Origin of the sequence: Ekhidna sp. (assembly GCF_965221965.1) — a bacterium.
In the GTDB taxonomy this organism is placed as follows: Bacteria; Bacteroidota; Bacteroidia; order Cytophagales; family Cyclobacteriaceae; genus Ekhidna.
Genome location: NZ_OZ244926.1, coordinates 3,809,075 through 3,834,479, shown reverse-complemented (window position 1 = coordinate 3,834,479; position 25,405 = coordinate 3,809,075). Strand labels below are relative to the sequence as shown.

General features: G+C 43.5%; 24 protein-coding genes. 13 read left to right on the top strand and 11 right to left on the bottom strand.

What is annotated here, in order from left to right:
• Nucleotides 1–135: 135 nt before the first annotated feature.
• Nucleotides 136–3,423 (bottom strand): WD40/YVTN/BNR-like repeat-containing protein, encoded by a 3,288-nt coding sequence (locus tag ACOQON_RS17880; RefSeq protein WP_420576796.1) that lies wholly within the window; start codon nucleotides 3,421–3,423, stop codon nucleotides 136–138.
• 223 nt (nucleotides 3,424–3,646) lie between these two features.
• On the opposite strand from ACOQON_RS17880, the gene ACOQON_RS17875 reads away from it, so the two are divergent.
• On the top strand, nucleotides 3,647–4,642 hold the full coding sequence (locus ACOQON_RS17875; protein ID WP_420576795.1) for a WD40/YVTN/BNR-like repeat-containing protein: 996 nt from the start codon (nucleotides 3,647–3,649) through the stop codon (nucleotides 4,640–4,642).
• The gene (gene hemB / locus ACOQON_RS17870) at nucleotides 4,639–5,607 is read left to right on the top strand and encodes a porphobilinogen synthase (RefSeq protein WP_420576794.1); all 969 of its coding nucleotides are present in this window, start codon (nucleotides 4,639–4,641) and stop codon (nucleotides 5,605–5,607) included. Before ACOQON_RS17875 ends, hemB begins: the two co-directional genes overlap by 4 nt.
• On the opposite strand, the gene ACOQON_RS17865 is transcribed toward hemB, so the two are convergent.
• From ACOQON_RS17865 to ACOQON_RS17850, 4 genes are all read right to left on the bottom strand, one after another.
• On the bottom strand, nucleotides 5,564–6,394 hold the full coding sequence (locus tag ACOQON_RS17865; protein WP_420576793.1) for a hypothetical protein: 831 nt from the start codon (nucleotides 6,392–6,394) through the stop codon (nucleotides 5,564–5,566). The genes hemB and ACOQON_RS17865 overlap by 44 nt on opposite strands.
• An 82-nt stretch (nucleotides 6,395–6,476) precedes the next feature.
• Nucleotides 6,477–6,845, bottom strand: coding sequence for a co-chaperone GroES (locus tag ACOQON_RS17860; protein ID WP_420576792.1), 369 nt, complete (start codon nucleotides 6,843–6,845; stop codon nucleotides 6,477–6,479).
• A gap of 34 nt (nucleotides 6,846–6,879) precedes the next feature.
• Nucleotides 6,880–8,229, bottom strand: coding sequence for a DNA recombination protein RmuC (rmuC, locus tag ACOQON_RS17855; protein WP_420576791.1), 1,350 nt, complete (start codon nucleotides 8,227–8,229; stop codon nucleotides 6,880–6,882).
• A 39-nt stretch (nucleotides 8,230–8,268) separates the two neighbouring features.
• Complete coding sequence (locus ACOQON_RS17850; RefSeq protein ID WP_420576790.1) at nucleotides 8,269–8,985, bottom strand: pyridoxine 5'-phosphate synthase; 717 nt, start codon at nucleotides 8,983–8,985, stop codon at nucleotides 8,269–8,271.
• Nucleotides 8,986–9,035: 50 nt separating this feature from the next.
• On the opposite strand from ACOQON_RS17850, the gene ACOQON_RS17845 reads away from it, so the two are divergent.
• The 10 genes from ACOQON_RS17845 (at nucleotide 9,036) to ACOQON_RS17800 (ending at nucleotide 18,149) form a co-directional block, all read left to right on the top strand.
• Complete coding sequence (locus ACOQON_RS17845; RefSeq protein ID WP_420576789.1) at nucleotides 9,036–9,485, top strand: GatB/YqeY domain-containing protein; 450 nt, start codon at nucleotides 9,036–9,038, stop codon at nucleotides 9,483–9,485.
• 1 nt (nucleotide 9,486) lies between these two features.
• On the top strand, nucleotides 9,487–10,056 hold the full coding sequence (locus ACOQON_RS17840) for a CvpA family protein (RefSeq protein ID WP_420576788.1): 570 nt from the start codon (nucleotides 9,487–9,489) through the stop codon (nucleotides 10,054–10,056).
• Nucleotides 10,053–10,730 (top strand): hypothetical protein, encoded by a 678-nt coding sequence (locus ACOQON_RS17835; protein ID WP_420576787.1) that lies wholly within the window; start codon nucleotides 10,053–10,055, stop codon nucleotides 10,728–10,730. Before ACOQON_RS17840 ends, ACOQON_RS17835 begins: the two co-directional genes overlap by 4 nt.
• A gap of 5 nt (nucleotides 10,731–10,735) precedes the next feature.
• On the top strand, nucleotides 10,736–11,602 hold the full coding sequence (locus ACOQON_RS17830) for an NAD kinase (RefSeq protein ID WP_420576786.1): 867 nt from the start codon (nucleotides 10,736–10,738) through the stop codon (nucleotides 11,600–11,602).
• Between the two features lie 157 nt (nucleotides 11,603–11,759).
• On the top strand, nucleotides 11,760–12,842 hold the full coding sequence (locus tag ACOQON_RS17825) for a DUF6089 family protein (RefSeq protein ID WP_420576785.1): 1,083 nt from the start codon (nucleotides 11,760–11,762) through the stop codon (nucleotides 12,840–12,842).
• A complete protein-coding gene (locus ACOQON_RS17820) occupies nucleotides 12,799–13,536 on the top strand; it encodes a DUF6089 family protein (protein ID WP_420576784.1) in 738 nt (245 codons plus the stop codon). The genes ACOQON_RS17825 and ACOQON_RS17820 overlap by 44 nt, the downstream gene beginning before the upstream one ends.
• Before the next feature lie 84 nt (nucleotides 13,537–13,620).
• Nucleotides 13,621–14,340, top strand: a complete 720-nt coding sequence (locus ACOQON_RS17815) for an isoprenyl transferase (protein WP_420576783.1) — start codon at nucleotides 13,621–13,623, stop codon at nucleotides 14,338–14,340.
• A complete protein-coding gene (locus ACOQON_RS17810; protein ID WP_420576782.1) occupies nucleotides 14,337–16,991 on the top strand; it encodes a BamA/OMP85 family outer membrane protein in 2,655 nt (884 codons plus the stop codon). The genes ACOQON_RS17815 and ACOQON_RS17810 overlap by 4 nt, the downstream gene beginning before the upstream one ends.
• A gap of 24 nt (nucleotides 16,992–17,015) precedes the next feature.
• A complete protein-coding gene (locus ACOQON_RS17805) occupies nucleotides 17,016–17,549 on the top strand; it encodes an OmpH family outer membrane protein (protein ID WP_420576781.1) in 534 nt (177 codons plus the stop codon).
• 69 nt (nucleotides 17,550–17,618) lie between these two features.
• On the top strand, nucleotides 17,619–18,149 hold the full coding sequence (locus ACOQON_RS17800) for an OmpH family outer membrane protein (RefSeq protein WP_420576780.1): 531 nt from the start codon (nucleotides 17,619–17,621) through the stop codon (nucleotides 18,147–18,149).
• A gap of 49 nt (nucleotides 18,150–18,198) precedes the next feature.
• Here ACOQON_RS17800 and chrA read toward each other — a convergent pair whose 3' ends face one another.
• The 6 genes from chrA to ACOQON_RS17770 are packed head-to-tail and all read right to left on the bottom strand — an operon-like array spanning nucleotide 18,199 to nucleotide 24,106.
• Nucleotides 18,199–19,380, bottom strand: a complete 1,182-nt coding sequence (chrA, locus tag ACOQON_RS17795; RefSeq protein WP_420576779.1) for a chromate efflux transporter — start codon at nucleotides 19,378–19,380, stop codon at nucleotides 18,199–18,201.
• Nucleotides 19,381–19,383: 3 nt separating this feature from the next.
• On the bottom strand, nucleotides 19,384–20,346 hold the full coding sequence (locus ACOQON_RS17790) for an isopenicillin N synthase family dioxygenase (RefSeq protein WP_420576778.1): 963 nt from the start codon (nucleotides 20,344–20,346) through the stop codon (nucleotides 19,384–19,386).
• Nucleotides 20,347–20,402: 56 nt separating this feature from the next.
• A complete protein-coding gene (gene recO / locus ACOQON_RS17785; protein ID WP_420576777.1) occupies nucleotides 20,403–21,080 on the bottom strand; it encodes a DNA repair protein RecO in 678 nt (225 codons plus the stop codon).
• A complete protein-coding gene (locus tag ACOQON_RS17780) occupies nucleotides 21,080–23,248 on the bottom strand; it encodes a hypothetical protein (RefSeq protein WP_420576776.1) in 2,169 nt (722 codons plus the stop codon). Before ACOQON_RS17780 ends, recO begins: the two co-directional genes overlap by 1 nt.
• Nucleotides 23,199–23,786: a thymidine kinase gene (locus ACOQON_RS17775; protein WP_420576775.1), complete on the bottom strand. Its 588-nt coding sequence runs from the start codon at nucleotides 23,784–23,786 to the stop codon at nucleotides 23,199–23,201. Before ACOQON_RS17775 ends, ACOQON_RS17780 begins: the two co-directional genes overlap by 50 nt.
• Nucleotides 23,786–24,106, bottom strand: coding sequence for a 2Fe-2S iron-sulfur cluster-binding protein (locus ACOQON_RS17770; RefSeq protein ID WP_420576774.1), 321 nt, complete (start codon nucleotides 24,104–24,106; stop codon nucleotides 23,786–23,788). Before ACOQON_RS17770 ends, ACOQON_RS17775 begins: the two co-directional genes overlap by 1 nt.
• 18 nt (nucleotides 24,107–24,124) lie before the next feature.
• Between ACOQON_RS17770 and ACOQON_RS17765 the strand changes: the two genes are divergently transcribed.
• Nucleotides 24,125–25,402: a hypothetical protein gene (locus ACOQON_RS17765; protein WP_420576773.1), complete on the top strand. Its 1,278-nt coding sequence runs from the start codon at nucleotides 24,125–24,127 to the stop codon at nucleotides 25,400–25,402.
• The last annotated feature ends 3 nt before the right edge of the window (nucleotides 25,403–25,405 follow it).

The window sequence follows — 25,405 nt, the reverse complement described above, 5'->3', positions numbered from 1 at the left end:
GTTCTTGATACGGGGAAGCATAAGCGGAATTCAGCCTGCCTGCCCTTAGATTGAGCTGGCTAATAAAAGTACTATTTTCAAGGGTTCTTAAAAGATTAAGTAGCCAGGCTTGAAGCCCAACTACTCAATATCTGCTTAATCTTTTATTTCAACTATCCTTCCTGGCGTCCATGGAGCCTGATTCGCATCCAGCTCTGAATTGATCGCCGGTACATCTTCATTCATAATCGTTTTCAAACTAGAAATCACCGGATCGAGGTATTTCTCAGCAAGGGCTTTCACCTGCTTCGACGTTTCTGTTGGATCTGTCCAGCTGGATGTACCTGTCCAGATCGCTGTATTTACCCGGCTTGCCAGCGAGGGTGCCTGATCGATTTCCAGCTGCCGCTTGATCGGGTCACCGAACATCGTCAACCGGATGTCATCTAGCTTCATTTCCAGCTGATCAATTTTCTCATCAAGAGAAGCACTTTTCACCATACGTGCGGCAGCCTGATAATATTTCAAAGCCTCTTGCAACTGGTTGTAAGCACTTCTTGCTCCATTAGCAGATTTAGAAAGATTCATTAACTGCTGATGAAATGATAACATAGCCGCAGGATCAGTAGGAGGCACAGATCGATTGTCAAGTGTTTTCACCTCAAAGGAGACGGGTTCGACAAGAGACGTTACCTCACCATCAATACTTTTCGCAAGCTCCAACGTGTACGTTCCAGGCAGCACCATGATTCCGGAAGATGGGTTCTTGGTCGGGTCGGCCAGGCTCGTGCTTACTTCATCAATGCTAGGATACTTCAGATCCCAATGAATCCGGTTAATTCCCTCCGCCGGACTTTGTCGTATTTCATTCACGACCGCTCCGTTTGCATCTTTTATGGTGAAAATGAGGAACGGGGCTTCTTCCTCATTCTCTCTTTTTATCTGCGAGTACGCAGGGTAGTAAACCGTCTCTCCGGCCTTTCTTCGTTCTGCTTCAGATTTTTCTCTTTCGCTTTTAGCCGTTGGGTATTTTTCCTTCAGGTAATAGGTGAAGGCTGCCCCAAACGGCGGATTTTCTCCAAGGTAGTAGGTCTCTCCCTGAAAACCTTGCGGTCCTAACCATGAAATAGTATTGCTGGCTCCAATGGGACTGTAAGGCTCGTATTGCAGGGCTTCCGAAACAGGGAAAATATGGGCTTCCTTATTCAGAAGTTCATTGGACAACTCACGCAGTGCAGAATAATCATCCATGATGTAAAAGCCTCTTCCAAACGTACCCAGCACCAAATCCTTTTCCCTCTCTTGAATATTAATGTCGCGCACAGCAATGGTTGGCAATCCCTTGGACAACTCTTTCCAGTATTTTCCGCCATCCAGTGTGGCATAACAACCAAACTCTGTACCTACAAACAGCAGGTTGCGAGCCTCGGGATCTTCTGCAATTGCGTATACAGACCCTCTTTCAGGAAGATTGGCATTGATAGAACTCCAGCTTTGACCGAGATTTGAGCTCTTCAAAAGATAGGGTTTGAAATCACCACGCTTGTGATTGTTGAAAGCGACATACACGGTATTTTTATCATGGGTTGATGCGATGATTTCATTCACATAGGTCATATCTGGCACACCCGGGAATGAGCTGTATTTTGTCCAGCTTTCACCTCCATTAGTGGAGACATGCACCAACCCGTCATCCGTCCCGGCATACAGCAGGTTCTCGTCCAATGGAGATTCTGCAATCGCTACAATGTTTCCATAGGGAGTTGTAGAAGCATTTTTTGCCACTGCGTCCATGGGCCAGACTTTGCCCATGACCGGAAGCTTGTTTCGATCGATCCCTCGGGTAAGGTCACCGCTCACCTCTCGCCAGCTCTGTCCTCTGTCATCGCTACGGTGTAAGCGGTCCGAAGCATAATAGAGCCTTTTGTTATCGTGACTGCTGATCAGCAGCGGCGCATCCCAATTCCAGTTGTACGAATAGTCTCCGTCCGGTGGTTGAGGTACAATATTCTGCTGCTCGCCTGTTTTTCGGTCGAACCTTGACAGATTTCCGTACTGTGACTGACTGTAGATGATGTCAGGATTCTCCGGATCGACATGCGGCTCAAAACCATCCCCCAGAACGGTAACAAACCAGTTGCGGTTTGTGATTCCGGTAGATTCTGTCGTCTGGGACGGGCCTCCCAAAGTGAAGTTATCCTGTGTTCCTCCATAAACGTAGTAGAAAGGATAATCAGTGCTTACTCCTAACTTATAGAATTGCGTAACCGGCAGGTTGGGGAAGAAACGCCAGGTTTTTCCTTGATCCCAGGATTCATATACCCCGCCATCATTTCCATTGAGTAGGTAGTTGTTATTGGTTGGATCAATCCATAAGGCATGGTTGTCGATGTGTTTGTTTTTCTCTCCGACATTGCTGAAAGTTTTGCCGCCATCATCAGAAACACCAGCAAACGTGTTCATCACATACACGCGATCGACATCCACCGGATCGGCAATGACTTCCTGATAGTAGTTCCCGCTGGAGGAGTAGTCACTTCTTCGTTCCCACGATTCTCCCAAATCTGTGGATCGATAAAACCCTCCTTTATCTTCCTGTGCTTCTACCACTGCATAGATCACATCCGGATTGGCCGGGGAAATGTCCAGTCCAATTCTACCCAGATCACCACCAGGAAGTCCTTTTGTTATTTTTCGGAAATTCATTCCACCATCAGTCGACTTATAAACCGAAGACTCAGGTCCTCCACTGATGTAGGTAAATACATGCCTTCTTCGTTGATGAGCAGCTGCATAGATCACATCCGGATTCCTTGGATCAAGGTGCACTTCATGAACACCTGTGTGCTCACTGATATCCAGGATTTTGTTCCAGCTTTCACCTCCATCTGTGGTTTTATACAGCCCACGATCTCCGCCGGCACTCCATACCGGACCTGTAGCGGCCACATAGACCACATCTGAATTTCTGGGGTCAATGGCAATCATTCCGATGTGCTCAGAGTTCTTCAACCCTTTATGTTCCCAGCTTTTTCCGCCATCCACACTTTTGTAGATGCCGTCTCCATAGGAAACACTTCGCTGGTTGTTGTTTTCACCGGTCCCAACCCAGACCACATTGTGGTTGTTGGGATCCATCTCTACCACCCCAATCGAGTAAGAGCCCTGATCGTCAAAAACCGGATCAAAGTTGAGTCCCCGGTTGGCGGTTTTCCATACACCACCAGCCGCTGTTGCTACATAAAACTCACTCGGATTATCGGGATTAACCGCAAAGTCAGCTATTCGACCGGAGGTAAAAGCCGGTCCGATAGAACGGAAGGATAAACTGTTCCAAGCTACATCATAAAGGGGCGGTTTTTCGTCTTTCTTTTGAGCAAAAACGAAGCAAATAGACAGAGATAGAATGAATGAAAGTGAAGGGTAAAAGATTGATTTTTTCATGGGACTAATTCAGATTAAATGGAATAAAGAAAGGTAAGAAAAAACTTCAAAAGAATAGGAAACCATTACATGAATGGCAGCTCAAGCTGACATTAGTTATATTTATTCATCTTGTGAAACACACCTTCATAATATTCAATTTTCAACACAAGATTGAAACAGAATAAGTAACCTAGAATCAATCATGAAATCCATTCTTAAAATTGGCCTGATTTTAATTTTAATGAGCTGCACAAAAAAAGACCTGAGTCCAAGGTCCGAGTTGTTACAGCCTCCAACTAACGCCCACCTACAGGCCATCAGTATTGTAGATGAAAACACCACTTGGATTAGTGGACATGATGCCACATTTGTACTGACGAAGGATGCAGGTAAATCCTGGGAGCTTTTTACTCATCCTACCGGAGACTCCCTCCAGTTTCGAGATGTTCATGGATTCGATGATGAGAAGGCTATTCTTATGACAGCCGGGTCAGGTCCTCTTTCTCGAATCTTCACTTTTACGGTCCCCGATCAATGGGAAGAGAATTTTGTGATGGAAGATTCACTCGGATTTCTTGATTGCATAGATTTCTGGGATGATCAAAAAGGTATTGCTTACGGTGATGCAATAGACAATTATCCCTACATTTTGCTCACTTCAGACGGTGGTAAAACGTGGAATAGAGCCGACTCTACAAACATGCCAAAAGCAGGAAAAGGTGAAGGAGGATTTGCAGCAAGTGGTACCTGTGTAACGACAGGTGAAAACGGAAAAGCCTGGATCGCTACCGGAGCAGGCGGTAACTGTAGATTTCTGATCACCGAAGATTACGGACAGTCCTGGAAGGAAGTAGACTCCCCTCTTGTAACCGGGGATGCGGCTGGGAATACTTCTGTATCATTCATAGGGGATGTGGGGGTTGTTACGGGTGGTGACCTTTTGGTAGCGGATGATTATACAGATAATTGCGCATTTTCAATCGATGGTGGAAAAACATGGAACCTTTCGGGAGAACCACAAACCACTGGCGCTTTTTATGGAAGTGCAATTACGAAAATTGAGAATCAAACGTTCGCTTTCGCAAGTGGGCCAAATGGCATTGACTACACAACAGATTTAGGGCAGACCTGGATCACTTTGGATTCCACCAACTACTGGGCAATTAGTATCAAAGGAAATATCGGATATGCGAGTGGCCCGGCTGGAAAAATTTTGAAGATATCTTTGCAGCCATGAGGCGACCAAGAAGAAACAGAGCATCAGCAGCGATAAGAGACCTGGCCCAGGAAACAACTCTAACTACTAATGATTTCATCTTTCCGCTTTTCCTTTTAGAAGGAAATAAAAAGAAATCTGAAGTGGAAAGCATGCCCGGTATTTTCCGACTATCGGAAGATTTGATTTTAAAAGAAATTGAGGCCTGCCTTAAGATGGGTATTAAAGGCTTTGATATTTTCCCGGTGGTCGACGAAAAGTATAAGGATAAAACAGCAACCAAAAGCTATGATCCTAATTTCTTCTACCTTAAGACACTAACCAAAATCAAAAAAGAATTTCCTGAAGCGCTCATCATCACCGATGTAGCAATGGACCCCTACAGCAGTGATGGCCATGATGGGATTGTAGAAGGCAGCAAAATTCTCAACGATGAGACCCTTGACATTCTTGGACAGATGGCATTGGCCCATGCTGAGACCGGAGTGGACATGATTGGTCCGTCGGATATGATGGATTTTCGGATTGGTTATCTAAGGAATATACTCGATGAACAAGGATACACCGATACAGGCATCATGAGCTACACAGCTAAATATGCCAGCGCTTTTTATGGTCCGTTCCGGGATGCATTGGACTCTGCACCAAAATTTGGAGATAAGAAAACCTATCAGATGAACCCGGCAAATAGTGATGAAGCAGTGCTTGAGGCAGAGCTGGACTTCAATGAAGGAGCAGATGTGTTAATGGTAAAGCCGGCTTTGGCTTATCTCGATATCATTCAACGATTGAAATCTAACTTCAATATTCCGATTGCTGCATACAATGTTTCTGGTGAATATGCCATGATCAAAGCAGCAGGGGAAAAAGGATGGTTGGATGCCGAAAGAGCTATGATGGAATCTTTGCTATCTATTAAGCGAGCAGGAGCAGATATGATCCTTACTTATTTTGCGAAAGAAGTTGCTGCACATCTTGGCCAGTAGCAGTCAAAATCTCCTGATTTCTAATTAAGAATTTCTCAAAGAGCGGCTTGTAAAATTTGCCGTTAGGCATGGCTAGGGCTTCTTGCCAAACAGGTAGAGCAAGGTTGGGACTAAGCTCCAAATCCAGTGCTTTAAGAATTAAATCTGCCGCTTTCTTTTCGTAATCAGGCGCGGACTTCAGCTGAACAGTGTATGTTTTGGACTCCACTGTCTCTCCCGCAAATGTGCTGGATATTTTGAAATTAAAGATCCCATCACTTAATCCATATGTAGTGGGCTTTAGCTCATATTTATGAAGCTTAGTTCTGAAGTCCTGAATCTTCGTCCCGTCGCTGGTTTCTACAGAAAGGATGTAGTTCAACACGGGCTCATCATGTAGATGCCAGAAAAGTTCAAAAGGCTCGTTTTCATTCCAAACCAAGTAACCTGAACGATCAAACGGAGGGTGTAAAACTGTGATGATTTTTGTGGGATCCAACACAGTACTATCTAAATAGAGCAAATCCAACTGTGGGCGCTCACTCCGATCCTTAAGTTCTTCTGGCTTGAGATAAAATGTAAAAATCTTTTCCACATGTTCATAAGTAGTTCCTCCTTTATGAACTAGGCTTAGAAATCCACCCTCATCTACCTCAATAGAAGTGACATCATCAACGAACTGCAAAGGCTCCACAGGTGTGCCATATACACTTGCATTCTTGGCGACCAATACCTGAAACGGTTTTTCGTCTTGCGCTGATAGGTGTAGAGTCGTAGATAGAATTAGAAGGCCAAGGAAAAATCGCATCTTCTTATTCGGTTAATCTTCTTTAAAAGTAAGAATTAACCGAACATTATTTAAGAAAATCCTAAAAAAATGCAATTTTCAATCAAAAGATATCTTCCTCTCTCTCCAACATTAATATGGAGGATTGAGGTACAATGAAATATTTTTCCTGATTGTACTGAACCTCAAAGGCCCCTTTTTGAAGGAAAATGGCTAAGTCCCCTTCCTTTGCTTGTAGTGGGATATACTTGATTTTTTCGTCTTCTGGTTTCCAGTCCTCCTCTTCCACTGCATTGGGAATCGGATAGCCAGGACCCGCCTTTACAATGTATCCACTTTGCACCTTTTCCTTTTCATGAACACCTGGCGGCAGATAAATTCCACTAGAAGTTTTCTGTGGCTCTTTCACCGGCTTAATAAGCACACGATCACCGACCACTATGATATTTTTCAGCTTATTATCTGAAGTCAATTCCTTCTCGTAAAATTAATCTGCAAAATTATTGTTAAAACAACTTTGGCGAGTCTTCATCATCTTTTGCACCTGCGCGGTGCAGCAGCTTTTCATCCATCGCTTTGGATGTTTTTGATCCAAGCTCTTTCAGTCGTTCAGTCTTCCTGATTAGGTTGTCTTTTCCTTCTACTAGTTTGTTCATGGCTTGGCCATATTGCTGTTTGGACTTGTCAAGAGATTTCCCAACTTCAATTAAATCGTCAACGAAAGCCTTAAACTTATCATAAAGAGCTCCACCCTGACGAGCTATTTCCAGCGCATTTCTATTTTGATACTCATGCTTCCAGATGCTCGAAACAGTTCTAAGGGTAGCGACCAAAGTAGCCGGACTCACAATGATAATGCTCTTCTCGTGTGCCTCATTATAAAGCTCTCCGCCATGTTGCACTACCAATGCAAATGCAGATTCGATAGGAACGAACATCAGTACATAGTCCAATGATCCACCATCAAAAAGCTGATGGTAATTTTTCTCGGATAATCCTTTAACATGTGCTTTAACGGAAAGGATATGATCTTTCAAGTGTTGTTCCTTGCTTGTTTCATCCTCCTCGTTCATATATTTCTCATAAGCAAGCAAAGACATTTTCGCATCGACAACAAGGTTTTTATTGTCCGGTAGTTTGATGATCACATCCGGTCGTAACCGTTTTCCCGCCTCCGAATGGAGGGTTTCCTGAACGAAATACTCCCGATCCTTTTCAAGCCCGGATTTTTCGAGAATTCGCTCTAAAATCACTTCCCCCCAGTTTCCCTGCATTTTTACATCACCCTTCAGCGCCTTGGTGAGATTCTCTGCTTCTTTGGTCATTCTGTCATTGAGCTCCCTTAAGCCGATGATTTGCTCACGTAATGCCGTGCTACGCTCCAGACTCTCCTTATTGGTTTGTTCTACTTTCTTTTCAAATTCCGTCAGTTTTTGACCCAGCGGATTTAGTAGTTCATGCAGATTGGTCTTATTTTGATCAGTGAATTTTTTACTCTTTTCTTCAAAAATTTCATTCGCTAGATTTTTGAATTCTGTAGTGAACTTCTCCTGAAGCTGACCCAGCTCCCCTTTTTGTTCTTCCAGTCTGACCTGAAGGTTTTGATAGTTCGCTTTTAATGTAGAGTTCTGATTGTTGAGATGTATAACCTCCTCTCTTTCCCTTCGAAGCTCCTCATTGATTTGCTGAAGCTCTTCTGCCAGCTTCTTCGAGCGCTCCATTTCGAGTTTCAACTGAATCTTCAACTCCTCATGCTCGGGGACATTTTGCGAATTTCTTACTCGAAATATCAACCAGCCCAATGGCACTCCAATGGCTAAACCCACAACCAAAAAAATCAAACTCGAAATTTCCATCAATCAAAAATACACATTTTACTAAAATGTTTAGCAAATTTAATTAGTCAACTCACGTAAATACATCTGAATGGTATTTTCCAGACCAAAATAAAGCGCATCGCAAACCAGTGCATGCCCAATGGACACTTCCTCAAGATACGGAATTTGTTGCTTTAAATACCTCAGATTTTTCAAGTCCAGATCATGACCCGCATTTAGTCCCAAACCAATTTCATGTGCATGTTGTGATGATTTTACATAGTCTGAAATGGCCTTTTCCTTATCTCTATGATAGGCGGAGGCATACATCTCCGTGTATAATTCCACTCGATCCGTGCCGCATTCCTTGGCGCCATCCATCATTTTGTTCTCCGGCTCAATAAAAATGGATGTGCGCACACCCCAGCTTTGGATCTGACTGATAATGTCGGATAACATTTTTTTATGCTTGATCGTATCCCAACCTGCATTTGATGTCAAAACATTCGGAGGATCAGGAACCAACGTGGCTTGAGCCGGCCGTACTTCTTCAATGATTTTTAAAAACCGATCATCCGGATAACCTTCTATGTTAAATTCAGTCGTAACAATATCCTTAAGGTCATAAACATCCTTTTTGGTAATATGACGCTCATCAGGTCGAGGATGCACAGTAATTCCCTGGGCCCCAAATCGCTCACAGTCTTTAGCAACCTGAACCACGTTTGGATTATCTCCACCCCTCGCATTTCTCAGGGTTGCGAACTTGTTGATATTTACACTGAGTTGGGTCATAGCTTAAGAATGTTTTTCTTCGCAAAGTTGTTCATTTAAAAACAATGATTATGAGTTTAAAATCCACAATCGAATCAGAGATAAAACAAGCAATGCTTAAAAAAGACAAAGATCGTCTTCGGGCATTGCGATCCATTAAATCACAAATCTTGCTTGCTGAAACCGAAAAAGGTGGAGGTGGAGACCTTTCTGAAGATGCTGAAATGAAACTGCTCACCAAAGCAGCAAAGCAGCGAAAAGATTCTATTGAGGTATTTGAAAAGCAAGGAAGGGATGATTTGGCTGCCACAGAAAAATCTGAACTTGATGTAATTGAGAGTTTCCTTCCAAAACAACTTTCTGAGGAGGAGGTTGAAGTGGAAGTAAAGAAAATCATTGATGAAGTTGGCGCTTCCGGCCCGCAAGATATGGGAAAAGTAATGGGCACTGCGACCAAAAAATTAGCCGGAAAGGCAGACGGAAAAATGATTTCAACGTTAGCTAAAAAACTGTTGAGCTAATTTGAGCACTTTTGACATCATCTTATTGGTTTTCCTGGGATTCGGTGCGATGAAAGGTTACATGCATGGTTTCATCGTTGAGCTTTTTTCGTTCCTGGCATTTTTTATTGGATTGTTTCTGGCTCTCGAACTTACCGTGCCAGTCTCCTTAGGTCTTTTTGAAGGTAGCCGATTTTTTGATGTGGCCGCAATTGTTGTTTTCATAGCATTATTTATCCTGCTGAGTATTGTAATAAAAGCCGGAGCTAAAGCTTTAAAAAACGCAGTAGACATGACCATTTTCGGCTCTGTTGATAATCTTCTCGGAGCTTTTGCCGGAATGTTGAAATGGGCGTTTATTTTAAGCATTCTTTTTTGGGTTTTCGATTCAGTGGGGTTTGATATTGAGAATAGATATGCAGATAATGCTATCATTTTTCCGTATATTGTTGGTATCGGCCCAACGGTATTTGGATGGCTAAGTGAGGTTATTCCATTGGTCCGGGATTTGATAGATTCAATGGATAGCCTGCCTAACGGAAAAGACACGTATATGTCTGGTTTGCTAGAATCAAAAAATATGAAGATTTGAATAACGATACGATGATTGCCGAACAACTCATAAACTACATGGTCCCTCCGCTTAAACCAGGTGATGATATTGCTCGTGCAAAACAGTGGATGGATGAATTCAGAGTCAAAGTGTTACCAGTGGTTGAGGACAATAAATTTCAAGGCTTTGTCTCCGAGGATTTACTCTATGATTCAGAAATATTACATCCTGAAGTGGGGGCGTATCCTTTGATCGGCCAATCCTGCGTTGTTTCTGCTCATAGTCACTATTATGATATTTTAAGAATTCAGAATGATCATCAGCTGGAAATGGTAGCTGTGGTCTCAGACGAGGGGTTCAAAGGTGTGGTTTTGATTTCTGATATTCTCAAAGAGTTTGCAAAAACTGCTATTGTTAATGCTCAGGGAGCTATCATTACCCTGCAAACAACTCTCAATGACTATTCTTTATCAGAAATAGCCAGAATTGTTGAAATGAATGGATCCACCATTTTAGGTGCCAATGTAAAGCCTAACCTTGAAGACCCTTCACTCATCGAGATCGTTCTCCGAATTAACCATCAGGATGTTAATCAAATTGCCACAGGGTTATCCAAAAGCCGCTACAAGGTGACCTCCTCTTTCAATACTGAAGATAACTCCTTCGATGAAAAAGACCGATATGGAATGCTTATGAAATTTCTAGATCCATGAGGCTCATGAAAAAGATAGTCTTGCATGGCTTACCCGTAGAGCGAGATTCTGAAAAATACCTAACCCAAATAATTGACAGGCTTAACAAAGAAGGTGTTGAGATTTGGTATACCTCGCTGTTTCACTCACGAAACAGTAAGTTGCTGAAGGAGGCCCTAAATTTGACCGAAAACATCACATCAGAGTATGATGCTGTTTTTAGTTTGGGAGGAGATGGCACTTTTCTGGAAACATTGCTATGGGTTGGAAAAAGTGAAGTCCCAATCCTTGGCATTAACATGGGTCGATTAGGCTTTCTAGCATCCATCGCCAAAGAGTTCATTAAAGAATCCCTATACCTTCTTTTCAAAGGAAAATACGAAATCGAGAAACGATCACTTTTATCCTTGGAGAGCAACCTCGGCCTTTTTGATGGCAAAGCGTACGCATTGAATGAATGTGCTATTCTACGGAAAGACACATCCGCCATGATTATGGTAAAATGCTACATCAATGATCAGTATTTGAATACCTATTGGGCGGATGGACTAATGGTCGCTACACCTACAGGCTCTACGGGATATTCGCTGAGTTGTGGCGGTCCGTTAATGATGCCAGACTCAAAAGATTTCATAATCACGCCGGTAAGTCCGCACAACCTGAACGTTCGCCCCCTTATTGTATCCGATGATTCAGAGCTAAAGTTTGAAATTAAATCCAGAAATCGAAGCTTCCTTGTATCATTGGATTCCAGATCAGAAACCATTGAAAATGATGTGAGCCTGGTCGTAAAAAAAGCATCATTCGATGCTAAGTTGATTAGAATTGAGGGTATCAATTTTCCGGATACGATCAGAAACAAGCTTGGCTGGGGGTTTGACAAAAGAAATTAACTTCGATTTCTACTATTTTTTGGTGAATACTCTCATTTAAAGGATGAAAAAGTCTATTCTTTCACTACTTTTAGGCGTTGATAATTAGGTAATTAACCACCTACCGATAACGTAAGAATTAACAAAAGCATATTTTTGTGTTTTTAAAGCGTCTAATATGAAGCTCAAAAGTCTTTTAGTGATTATCCTTTCAGTGGCCATGCTGGGGCTAGCGGATAATGCCGAAGCGCAAAGAAACAAGTACAAAAAAAGAAGGCAAACCAATCGTAAAGTGTCTCACTATAAAGGAGGACTTACAGGATATGGACGTTTCGAGCCGTACATCTTTGTGGGTGCCAATGTGAATGCAGGTAATTACTTTGGGGATTTGGCACCTGTTAATAAAGCTGCAAGTACAGATGTATCATTTACACGTCCGGGGTTTGGATTATGGGGAGGCTACAAGTTTCACCACTCCATGGCAGTAACGGCTGGAATAAACTGGGTCCGGGTTTTTGGGGATGATTTCGCGTCTGATCCCGGATCGGAAGATGGGTTTTCCAGATACGCAAGGAATCTGAGTTTTCGAAATGATATCAAAGAATTCAGAGTTGCCCTTCAACTATTTCTGTTTCCTAATTACGGCGGCCCAAATCAACGTTTGCCATTTAATGCATACCTATCTTTAGGTGCTGCAGTATTTCATCATGAACCAAAAGGAAAAGTCCCTGATGCAGATTATCAAAGTGCTCAGGATGGATCGGTGGCTGCACCTCAGGCAGGTGAGTGGGTAAAGCTAAGACCTCTTGGTACAGAAGGTCAGAATCTCGGAATAGTTGATGCGTATAAAAACATTGAGTTGTCCTTGCCGATTGCGGTAGGTGCTCAAATGCGAATTCCAAATACACAACTCACCGCAGGCTTGGAGTTTGGTCTCCGGTATTTGTTCACAGACTACATTGATGATGTGAGCACTAACTATGTCGGACTCGACCAGTTTGATGATGACCTGGCTAGAATCATGTCGGATCGTGCTTCTGTTCCATTTAGTTCTAAAGGAGAAGCACGTGATCTAACAAACCTAAGGATTATCAACAACCACGGAGAGGGACACAATTACTTCATCGAGGGGAACGTTGGGACTGGTATAGACGGATCAAAAAGAGGAAACCCGGATAACAATGACATGATCTTTGTTACTCAGATCAAAGTGTCATATGTATTGGGTAGTACTACTCGTCGAAGAGCTAAATACAGATAAAATATTGCGAAAAGCATTTTCATTTTCGTTTCTTATTGTAGCCCTTTCTACATCCGCTCAGTTTATTGAGTTTGGAGGTGGTGTTGGATCAATGAATTATGCCGGTGATATCGTTCGTGGATACAGTTTTAGCACTTCTTCTTTGGCCGGAACCGGTTTCTACCGGATGAACTTCTCCGAAATTCTTACTTTGAAATTGGCTTTAACAATAGGCAAAGTTCGTGGATCAGAAACACCCATCGATGCATTCGCTGAAGAAAGAGGACACTCGTTTAGCTCAACGATACTTGAAGGGTCAGCCGTTTTTGAATATCATTTCCTCGACTTTAAAACAGAGGATTCACCAGTCAACTATTCCCCATACATCTTTGGAGGAATTGGTTTCTTTAATTTCAATGACGCTCCTGATAACACTGATGTGGGTTCTATTCAACCTGTTATACCTATGGGAATAGGGTTTAAATATCTAATCCAAAAGAAATATACAATTGGGATTGAAGCAGGAGCCAGAAAAACTTTTTTTGATTATTTAGACGGCATTTCTGATAGCGATCAAAGGATCAAAGACTATCAGTATGGCAACCCAAAGGACGATGATTGGTACTTTTTTACCGGAATTACCTTTAGTGTAACTCTCTTCAATATTCCTTGTCCATTCCCATACAGACCAAACCAATCAATTCTTTCTCGTTAATAGAAGTTAAATCATTGATTTACATTCCCTTTAAGTAAAAAAAAGCCCATTTTTGTAGCCTTTTTGAAAAATGCGTTGGAGGAGTTGAGAAACCAAATATCGGATACCAATATCCCTGCTCATATAGCAGTGATTATGGATGGCAATGGACGATGGGCCCAAAAGCAGGGAGTGAAGCGAATATTTGGCCATCAAAACGCCATTGAAGCTGTGAGAAATGTGACCGAAGGGGCGGCTGAATTGGGTGTTAAATTCCTGACTCTATATGCGTTTTCAACGGAGAACTGGGAGCGTCCCAAATATGAAGTTGATGGGTTGATGACTTTATTGGTGAATACCATAAAAGATGAACTCCCGACACTTCAGAAAAATAACATTAAACTGACCACCATAGGAGAAATCACAGGATTACCCGCTAATGCACAAGAAAAGTTGAAATCTGCTATTGACTTAACCAGTAACAATTCTGGAATGCAGTTGATATTGGCGCTCAACTATAGCGGAAAGTGGGATTTGGTTAATGCAATGAATAATCTTTTGAAAGAAGGTAAGACCCGCATCGAACCATCTGACATAGATCAGCATCTATCCACTGTAGGTATTCCTGACCCTGACTTGTTAATAAGAACAAGCGGAGAGATGAGGATCAGTAATTTTTTATTATGGCAAATGGCCTACACAGAACTTCATTTTACAGAGGTTCTTTGGCCTGATTTTAGAAAAAGAGATTTATACGAAGCTATCATTTCCTATCAGCAAAGAGAAAGACGATTTGGAAAGACGAGTGATCAAGTGAAAGCATGAAGAAAGCATTAATAATCGTATTAGCCATAATGGCTGTTTATGAGGTGAAATCACAGGTGGTTTTTGGTCGTAACCAGGCACAACCATCAGGTGGTGTTTCCATTAACTACTCCAGTCCGAAGGAATATGAAATAGCTGATATTGAAGTCAGGGGCGTTCAGTTCCTTGATAACAATGCACTTATTTCTCTTTCCGGATTGCGTGTCGGAGATAAAATCAAAGTGCCCGGAGATGACATAACCACCGCCATCAAGAAACTATGGAATCAGGGTATCATTGGGAACGTTGCAATATATGCTTCCAAAGTTGAAGGAGATAAAATCTGGCTTGTCATTGAGTTGACAGAGCGTCCACGCTTGACAAAATACATCATAGAAGGGGTTAATAAAACCAAGAAGGGGGAGATTGAAGATAAGATCGGCCTTATCCGCGGAAAAGTACTAACCGATGTGGTAATCAAAAACACAGAGTTGGCAGTAAAGAAGTATATGGAGAGCAAGGGCTATCTAAACGCACAAGTTAATGTTGTCCAGCAAAATGACACCATCTTACGAAACAGCGCTTATCTGAAGGTTACCATCAATCAGGGTCAGAAAGTAAAGATCAGAAACATTCGATTTGATGGAAACGAACAATTTACCTCTGCCAAGCTTCGATCCAAGTTAAAAAGCACTGGAATGGTGCCGAAGTTTTCACTTCCAACAGAAATCATCGAAACAACAGCTAAGTTACTTTGGCCCCCAAATATGATTGATTTCATTACGAATTCGAAGAAAGTATCAAAGGAGGAATTAAGGGAATACACTGCCACACATGTAAATCTCAATTTCTTCAAAAGCTCCAAATTCGTGAAAGAAGACTATGAAGCGGACAAAGATTTACTTCTCGGCTTTTATAATTCAAAAGGATATCGTGATGCGGAAATCATTTCCGATACCACATATGATATTTCTAATAAGTACATGAACATTGACATCTCCGTTGAAGAAGGAAGCAAATATTACTTCAGAGACATCTCCTGGTCAGGAAACTATCTCTATACTGACGATCAACTTCAGCGTATTTTAGGAATCAAAAAAGGAGATGTCTACGATCTCGACTTGGTAAACAAAAAGCTAAACTTCAATCCAAATGGGGCTGATATCAGCTCATTGTACATGGATGATGGTTATCTATTTTTCAACATTAACCCCGTTGAAGTTGCCGTTTCACAAGATTCTATCGATTTGGAAATGCGCATATATGAAGGAGCTCAGGCAACCATAGACAAAGTGATAATCAGTGGTAATGATAAAACCAATGATCACGTAATTCTCAGGGAGCTAAGAACCAGGCCAGGAGATAAATTTAGCCGGGCAGAGTTGATCCGAACGCAAAGAGAACTCTCGCAGCTAGGATATTTTGATCCTGAGCAGGTGAATCCAAATGTAGTGCCAAACCCGGTAAATGAGACGGCTGATATTGAATGGCAGCTTGTAGAGCGGTCAAATGACCAGATAGAATTATCCGGTGGATGGGGTGGGGCCTTTGGTTTTGTGGGTACTTTCGGGGTAACATTCAATAACTTCTCAGTACGAAATATCACTAAACCAGAACATTGGAGAGGACTACCTGTTGGTGATGGCCAAAGCTTATCCCTTAGGTTTCAGGCTAACGGAAGGCGCTTCCAAAGCTATTCTTTCAGCTTTGTTGAACCGTGGCTTGGAGGTCGCAAACCTAACTCTTTCGGTTTGAGCTACAGCAAGTCTATCCAGCGAATAATTGATTTTAGATCAGATCAAACCTCAGGATGGCTAAAAGTGACAGGTATCTCTGCTTCCTTGGGTCGAAGGGTACAGTGGCCGGATGACTTTTTTACTGTGAGCACGGGTATTTCATATCAGCGATATGATTTACTTAATTTCGGCAGTCGTTCACTGGGATTCAACACCGGAGACGCTAACAGCTTTACATTCAATGCCACCTTTGCAAGGAACTCCATAAACCAGCCGATGTATCCGCGAAACGGTTCAAGCATTTCATTGAGTGCATCATTTACACCTCCATATTCTTTATGGAGAGATTTAGATTACGAAAATGCTACACCGGAAGACCGATACAAATGGCTTGAATACCATAAATGGAATTTTGATAGTAAATATTTCCTGACACTCACTGGTAAACTTGTGCTTTCAGCAAGAGCTCATTTTGGTTACATAGGTACTTATACCAGCAAAACTGACGTAGGTCCATTCGAGAGATTCCAGCTAGGTGGTGACGGACTTACTGGTCAGAATTTTTTGCTTGGAACGGATGTGGTTGGCTTAAGAGGGTATCCCAACAACTCAATTACCCCAATTGACAGGGAAAATAATATTGAAGGTGGGACACTCTTCAATAAATACGTAATGGAGATTCGATACCCGATATCTCTTGCACAGTCAGCTACTATATATGCGCTTACTTTTGTTGAAGGGGGAAATAACTGGGATCGATTTGCAGAGTTTAATCCTTACAACATAAAAAAATCAGCAGGTGTAGGCCTTAGAATCTTCATGCCAGCGTTTGGTCTTATGGGAATTGATTGGGCGTATGGATTTGATAGGGTTCCAGGATCACTTCAAAATGCGGGTCCACAGTTCCACTTCTCCATTGGCCAACAGATTCGCTAATGAGAGTGTCTAAATATTAACGCTATGAAAAAGATATCGCTACTGCTTTTTGGACTGTTTTTCACCACGATTACATTTGCGCAAAAATTTGGGTATGTAGACACCCAGTACATTCTGGAGAAAATGCCTGAGTATAAAGATGCGCAGGCGGAGATTGAAAAGCTGGCGAAAGGATGGGAAAAGGAAATCCAGGATCTCTATCAACAAGTAGAAGCGATGGAGGTGGAGTTAAAAGCAGAAGAAGTGCTTTTGACCAAGGAAATGTGGGAAGAGAGAAACGCTGAGATCGAACGAAAATGGAAAGAAGTAAAAGAGTACCAACAATCCATTTTTGGTTTTGACGGCTTATACTTCCTGAAAAAGAAAGAATTGGTAAAACCTGTGCAGGATCAGGTTTTTGAGGCGGTGGAGAGAGTAGCTAAAAACAATCGACTGCAAATCGTATTTGACAAGTCGGGCGATCTCGTCATGATTTATACAGATCCTATCCACGATTACACAGATTTTGTGCTAGAAGATCTTGGATTGGTAGAAAATCAGAGTGTAGAAAATAATTAAGCATAATAATTGAACCTAAACAACCATAAGGGCTAGAGCCCAAACCATAAAACGAAAAGTTAATTTGATATGAAAGCTAGAATTTTATTAAGTACTGCCCTTGCTGTAATCGGTTTTGGAGTAGTGGCGCAGTTAAAAATAGGCTATACAAATGTAGAGTACGTTTTGAGCCTAATGCCGGAAGCAAAACAAATCGAAAGTGAGCTATCTGCTTATGACAAACAACTATCTGCTCAGATAGAGGCAAAATACGCTGACTATCAGGCGAAAGTTGCTGACTACCAGCAAAATGCAGCAAACTATACAGATGTTGTGAGAGCAGACAAGGAGAATGAAATTGTAAATCTTCAGACTTCAATCCAGGAGTTCGAGCAAAACGCTCAAAACTCCATGATCAACAAAAGAAATCAGCTATTGCAGCCTGCATTCGAAAAAATCGGAACAGCAATTGAGCAAGTATCGAAAGAAAACGGATACACGCATGTTTTCAACATGACTGCAAGTGGACAAAGTATCCTTCTATATGCTCGAGAAGAAGATAACGTGACCAACCTTGTATTGAAGAAGTTGGGCATAGATCCGCCTGCTGGCAAAAAATAAAATCAGAGGATTTTTACTGAGCCCTGTAGGAAATTCCTGCAGGGCTTTTTTATGCGATCACAATTCCAAAAATCAGCCCCCCGAGAATGATCAAGGGAGTAGGAACTTTTGTGAAATGCATCATTCCTACGGTTCCGAACAAAAGAATAAAATTGATCATCTTTTGTTCCATCGGCATAAACAAGAGAAAGGCTGCAGCTATCACCATTCCGGCACTCACCGCCGTGATCCCCTCCAGCGAAGCTTTAACTATCCGGTATTTCTTTAGCTGCTCCCAAAAGCGGATGATAAAGAATATCAAAAAAGTGCCCGGCAAAAATATTCCTACAGCCGCCATCCCAGCTCCGAACAATTGACCACCAATACCCAAATCCCGTGCACTTAGAGCACCTACATATGCACTGAAAGAAAATACAGGTCCGGGAATGGCCTGAACAAACCCATAGCCCGATACAAATTCCTGAGAGGTGAGGTATTCTTTAAATTCCACGAACTCAGTATACAGGAGCGGAACCAGCACCTGGCCTCCGCCGAAAATCAGACTTCCGTTACGATAAAAATTCTCAAACAGTTTGATTGGCTGATACTGGGTTACACCCCCCAGTACCGCTGCGAAAATCAGGACAGAAATCCATAAAATCAGATTGGCCCACTTAATATTAATTCGTTCCTTTTCCTCTATTGGCTGACGCTTGTATTTCCATGTAGTGGCCAGTCCACCAAAGATGATCAAAGCTGGAAAGGCATACGGTGACTTGAATACAAAAGAGGCAAAGGCGGACAAGATCATCAGCCCGACTCCAATTTTTGTGTTCACCACTTTGATGGCAATACGATAAGATGAATACGCTACAATACCTACGGCAATCGGTTCGATGAACCTTAAAAAATCCAGGGAAATATTCATCTCCTCCGCTGTAACCATAAAAATGGCCAGAGAGGTCATGATACAAAAAGCCGGAAACATCCAGACTAGCAATGTCAGATACGCCAGATTAGGGCCGCCGATTTTATAGCCCAGGGCAGTAATGGTTTGGGTAGATGTCGGGCCGGGCAAAATCTGACAAAGGGCATACAACTCGATGAGGTCCTCCTCTGTGAGATAGGCTCGCTTGGCCACCAGCAGATCTAAAAACATTCCGAAGTGACCCTGAGGCCCCCCGAATGCCGTAAGGGACAACACTGAAACGTCTTTCAGGAAAATGATATTTCTGACACGCTTAATTGACATGATCTATGCCTTCAAACCGATTTCTCTTAAACGTTCATCCAAAAACTCGCCAGCCGAAATATCCTCAAACGCCTTGGGATGCTCGTCATCGATACAGTTTTCAAGACAGGACAGATCCATCTCAGAGACAGGATGCATAAAAAATGGTATGGAAAATCTTGAGGTGTGCATCAGCTCTCTTGGTGGGTTCACTACGCGGTGGATGGTAGACTTCAGCCTTCCATTGGTATGCCGCTCCAGCATATCACCCACATTCACCACAATCTGCTCCGGAAGTGCCGTGATGGGGATCCACTTTCCATCTCGTCTTAACACCTGCAAACCATCTGCGCTGGCACCCATCAACAAGGTGATCAGGTTGATGTCTCCATGTTCCGCTGCTCGCACAGCATCCGGCGGAAGGGAATCCGGATCTACGATAGGGAAATAATGAATAGGCCGTAAAATGCTGTTCCCTTCCTTCACTTTCTCATCAAAGTAGTTTTCCGGAAGGTCAAGGTATAGAGCAATGGCTCTAAGCATATGAGTGCCGGCCTGCAGCAATGTCAGATAGGCTTCTGTCGTATATTTTTCTAATTCCGGTACCTCTTTCGGCCAGATATTATCCGGGTAATCCGGACGTTGATTTTTTGGCGGCTGCCCCACATGATAAAATTCCTTCAGGTCTCCCGTGTTTCTCCCCTTCGCCTTTTCTCTGCCCTTGCTGATATACCCACGCTGACCAGCCAGTTCGGTCTTCTCATATTGTTTTTTTACATCATCCGGAAGCCGGAAAAAGCGCTCCACAGAATCATATAAATTGGTTGTGAGCTCATCAGAAAGACCATGGTTCTTGATGGAAACAAATCCAATGTTGGTGTAAGCTTCGCCCAGCTTTGCTACAAACGCTTGTTTTTGCTCGGGCGTACCGTCCTTAAAATCAGCTAAATCAAGTGAGGGTATTTCATCAAATAAAATTTCCGCCATGTCTTAGGTTAATTAGGACTTACAATTTATTAAATCAGAATAAAACCTGCATGAAATCAATTCAAAATACTTCGCAACACTTCCAGTGACCTGGGTTTATGGATGTGTGCGTGATGCTCATAATAATTGAGAATTTCATCCAATACCTCATTTCTCGACTCCCTGGACATTCCAAGCCCAACGCCGTACGGCTCATTCATCAGTACCTCCATCCGCTTGTGCACCTCTGACGAGGGGGACAGGCGATCGGTCGAGCTGAAAAGGTTATCAATTTCATCAATGGCATAACCCAGATGCGGCCCTATCTTCAAAAGAAACTGCAAGTGAAAATTTGCCACGCCCGACTCCAAAGCATCCAACACCTTGATTGATTCTTCAGCAAAAGAAAAGAGGTGAGGGTTGGGTGATTGTTCGGACTGAAGCAATTTCGAAAAAACCTCAGTCAAAAAAAGTGTGATTGAACTTTTGATCGGGTCGTGATGGAGGTGATGGAGCGGATAATGGTTTTTGAATTCTGAGATCCGCTGAAGGTCGCGGGTCTCTTTCACATAGAGGATCAGGTCCAGAATGGAGAATGGCTGGAAGTGACCAATGCTTTTCTTTGTCTTTTGACTCCTGATCGAGTTGACAATGTAAGAACCGTATCCGCTTTCTTCGGTGAAAATTCGTGCAATGATGGAGCTATCCCCGTATTTGATATAGCCTAGAACAATCCCTTTTGACTTGATGATCATCAGCGTACCACGGCTATTTTCCCCACATACGTCTCCTCTCCGTCTGAGGTAGCACTGAAAAACAGATAGATGCCTGTTGCGACCTTCCTTCCACGGATATCCATCAAATTCCATGAAGCTGAGCCCCCGCTTGCATTCAGCTCTTGCACCAGGTTTCCATTGATATCCGTGATTTTGACGATGGCATTCCGAGCCAGTCCCGTAAGCCCTACCAATCCGAGGTAGTCGGGACGTACAGGATTGGGGAAAATATTCACATTGCGATGACGTGCTGACCCCCAGGAAGAGGCACTCCGGTAAGAGACCATCCCCTGATCGGTATAGATAAAGACCTCTCCATTGGTCCCATTGTACGCCAGCTGGATAATTCGGTCAGATGGCAATGGACTATTCCCTTCATTAAAAACCGCCACCTGCTCGGAAGTATTTTCATCGTACACCCAAAGACCACTGTTAGTGCCAAACCAGATCCGATTGCCTCCGTCGGTAATCACCGCATTGATTGCTTCTCCCTCGAATAAGACCCGGTTTTCAAATGATGGGAGAATCGCTTCCGTATCAGAAAAAACAAAAGAGGCGCTGGGGTAAAAGGCCGGTCCCTGCGATGTGGCAATCCATGCATTGTCCTCTACCGTGATGTCAATATCAATAAAGGAGGATGGAAGCCCGTCGCTGGTGGTAAGCAGATCCGAGGTTCCTTCATTCGGCTCAAAAACCGTGATCGACCCGGAAGAAGATCCCAGCCATGCCACACCTGTTTCAGACAAGTCAATGGTTAGAAACTCATCATCGAACAGCAATGTACTTGCATATGAAGACCAATTACTCTCCTCATCCAGGGTATGAATGGGGTTGCTATTGCCAAAGCTCGAAACCCACAAACGATCACCAGCTGCCAGCGAGGTGATTACCGTATCCGGTTCCGCAGAGCTACCGGGAATATCAGCGATCATTTCCGCTGCGGTTTCATCATACAAGCCATCCCCGATGGAAGAATAATAATAGTTGCCATTATATCGGGCTACATCCGAAACATTAGTGAAGCCATCGATCGACCGGGGCTCCCACTGCCCGTCTGAAAAAACAGAGAATTCCGCCTGCTCCTCTGAGCCATCATAGGAAAATACCGATGGGGCATGAAAACCAAACGCTTCATTGGCAAGCACTCTGACATTGGAGAAGCTATCTGATACAGGCCCATCTGGAGAAAAGGAATCACCTGAGGCATCTACCAACCCCTGCTCACCATCAGCCAAAAAGAACGTGCCGTTGATTTGAACCAGCTCATTAACCATCGTAGCGGTGGTCGAGAGCTGCATTTCAAATGTGCTGCCATCATATCGATATATCGTGCCGCCAGCATCGGAGGTCCACAGGTCTTCCTCATCGGAGAAAAGGCTGTTTGCCCCTGCTGGGAGATCTGCCCCCGTATCATTCCATGAGCTGGAAAGCTGAAGAAGATTGGTACCAGAGGTAGCAAATAAATCATCACCGACCTTCGTCAGGTTGGCATACCCGGCACTACCAGCATATCTGTTCCAGTTGCTGAAGTCCAACAGGTTTTGAGAGAGGCTGCCCGATTGTATGCCCTCCGTCGTTCGGATGAACAGGGAGTCATTTCGGGTATATATCTGCTGCACCTCCACTTCATTTCCTCCGGAACCAATATTCACAAAATTTTCCTGGACGGTAGCATCCGAGGTGCTTACCACAATTACCCCCAGGTCTGTCGCAAGGAAGGTTTGTCCGCTCTCGAAAGCCATATCATTGATGGTTTTATTGACATCCAGTGTGCTGTTGGCCAGATCATCGATGGACAGAATCTGATCTTCGAAAACAAAATCCACAACCCCGGATCGGTAACCTATCACCAACACATTAGCACTTTCATTGTAAGCCAATGCAGACACACCCACATCCGAGAGCCCATCGATCTTGGAGAGCTTTCGGGTTTCTCCACTAGCAAGATCCCTGGAAAACAGTCCGTTTTCAGAAGCGCAGAATAATCTATCCGGGGTGACTGCAAGGTGTTTTGCATTCATGTAGCTAAAATGTGTGCGCCAGGTGCCCACAGCGATATCCTGCGCTGAAACACACCAACCCAAAAAAAGCATCAGGCTACTTAGTGCCCATCGCCTCAAAGAAGCATGATCTGCAAAGCGCTTCATAAATATCCTTTTCTCCTAAAACTATCGTTTGTTTCGATTTAGTACGTCGGTGTGAGTAAGACGCCACATTCCCGCATTTCATGCAAACGGCATGCACCTTGGTGATGTATTCGGCGATCGCCATGAGCGCATCCATCGGTTTGAACGGCACCCCTTTAAAATCCATATCCAGTCCGGCTACAATCACCCGCTTTCCCTGATTTGCAAGCTTATTCACCACATTCACGATCTCCTCATCAAAAAACTGGGCTTCATCAATGCCCACGACTTCACAGCCTCCGGACCGGAGAAGAATGTCATTGGCAAAGTTGACCGGCGCAGAAGGAATCGAAGAGTCTTTATGTGAGACGATCTTGGTTTTATCGTATCGCTTGTCCACCGCTGGCTTGAAAATCTCTACGTGCTGATTGGCCAGCATAGCCCGGTTCAGTCTCCGGATCAGCTCCTCGGTTTTTCCTGAAAACATCGACCCGCACACCACCTCGATCCAGCCGGCCCGACGCAACGTTCCTTTTCCGATATGTGGCTCTACAAACATTATTCAGTGTAAGTCAAATGTGGCAGTTGTGTTTCTTTTGGCACCTTTACTTCAATGTCTCCCGACACCTGTGCCTGGCAGGTGAGGCGCTCATCCTCTCGCAATTTATTCAATTTAGCATATTGCAGCTCAGGTCTGGTCCGGGGAGAAAGATGCTCCATTCCCGCTACAATTTTCGCCTTGCAGGTCGTACACCTTCCTTTGGCGCCACACGCATGCATCCAATCGGTGGCAGTAAGCAAAATATCCAGCAAACTTTCCCTTTTATCATCACAATGAATAGATTTACTTTGTAGGTTAACGATTTTTACCGTGGGCATCCTTATCAACATTCAAGAATGCAAAAGAAACTAAACGAAGACTTTATTGACGGCTATTGTGAGAAATTTGCATCCAAAGTGACTGCCGATTTTTTCAAGGACGGCCAGGACGTAATCACCGGGAAGGAAATACTCAAAGTCACCCCATCCAAGCAGGTCAATTTTTTTGTGATCAAGTTGCTCTTCCGCTACTGGCAGGAGGAGACCAAGAAGTTGGAAAGCCCCTTCTTCAACTACAAGCATGAAGAAGTGCGTCAGGCGATGATCCAGTTCATGAACGTGCTTTCTCAGCATATCGAGATCAACAAATCAAAATTTGAGACACTTCTCAACCACGCCGTAAAAGACACCATCTACCTGGCTGCCATGCCACAGGCATATGTGGAGATCGATCTGGATAGCCGGGGCGTGGAGAAAATCGCCGATAAATCCGTGGAGGGTACGGTGAAGTACCTGAAGATTCACAAAAAAGAGATTCAGAACTTCCTTTCTGACATGAAAGGGCTGACCATCGACGATGTGATCGATGAGCTGCCGGAGGAGTTTGATGACTTTGACACCACAGAAGCCGTTGCTGAAGAATGCAAGCTGCTGTCAGAAGTACTTGAAATATCCGTTGAAAAAGTTTTTTCAGACGATCCTGCCATTGATGAAGATGAGTTTGACGAAGATGACCTGTTTGAACCGGGAGAAGAAGATCTTGTAAGCGAACGAAAGATGCCTAAGAAAACGGCCCCCGATGCACAGTTGGAAAGCGAGGGGGTGGAGATGAGTACGGATGATGATGCCATGACGGAAGAAGACATTGACGATGGTTCAACAAGGCGGGAGGAACCGATAAAAGAAGAAAAGGAGGAACCAAAATCAGAAGCTCCAACAGACGAGGATGAAGAACCGGAAGAGGAGGAGCCGGAAGAGGAAGAAGAACCAAAGAAAAAGGTACAGCCTCCGGTGATGCTGGAAGATGATGATCGGGAGGATGATTTTCCTGAGGAAACCATCAATAAACAATTCGAAAAAGAGGAGGAAAGCCTGGCGGAGCACCACGAGAAGGCTCCAAAAGAAGGAGGCATCCTGGAATTGATTTCTTTAAATCATCGGTACATGTTTATTAAGGAGCTCTTCCGCAACGATAAGAACGAATTCGAAAACGCACTCTACGAACTGGAAGAATACGACTCCTTTGATGAATCAGTCGAGTTTCTGGTGCAAGGCTATGCCAAACACAATGAGTGGGACATGCAATCAGATGAGGTCAAAGAGTTTTTGAAGGTGTTGTTCAGGAGGTTTAGGTAATCC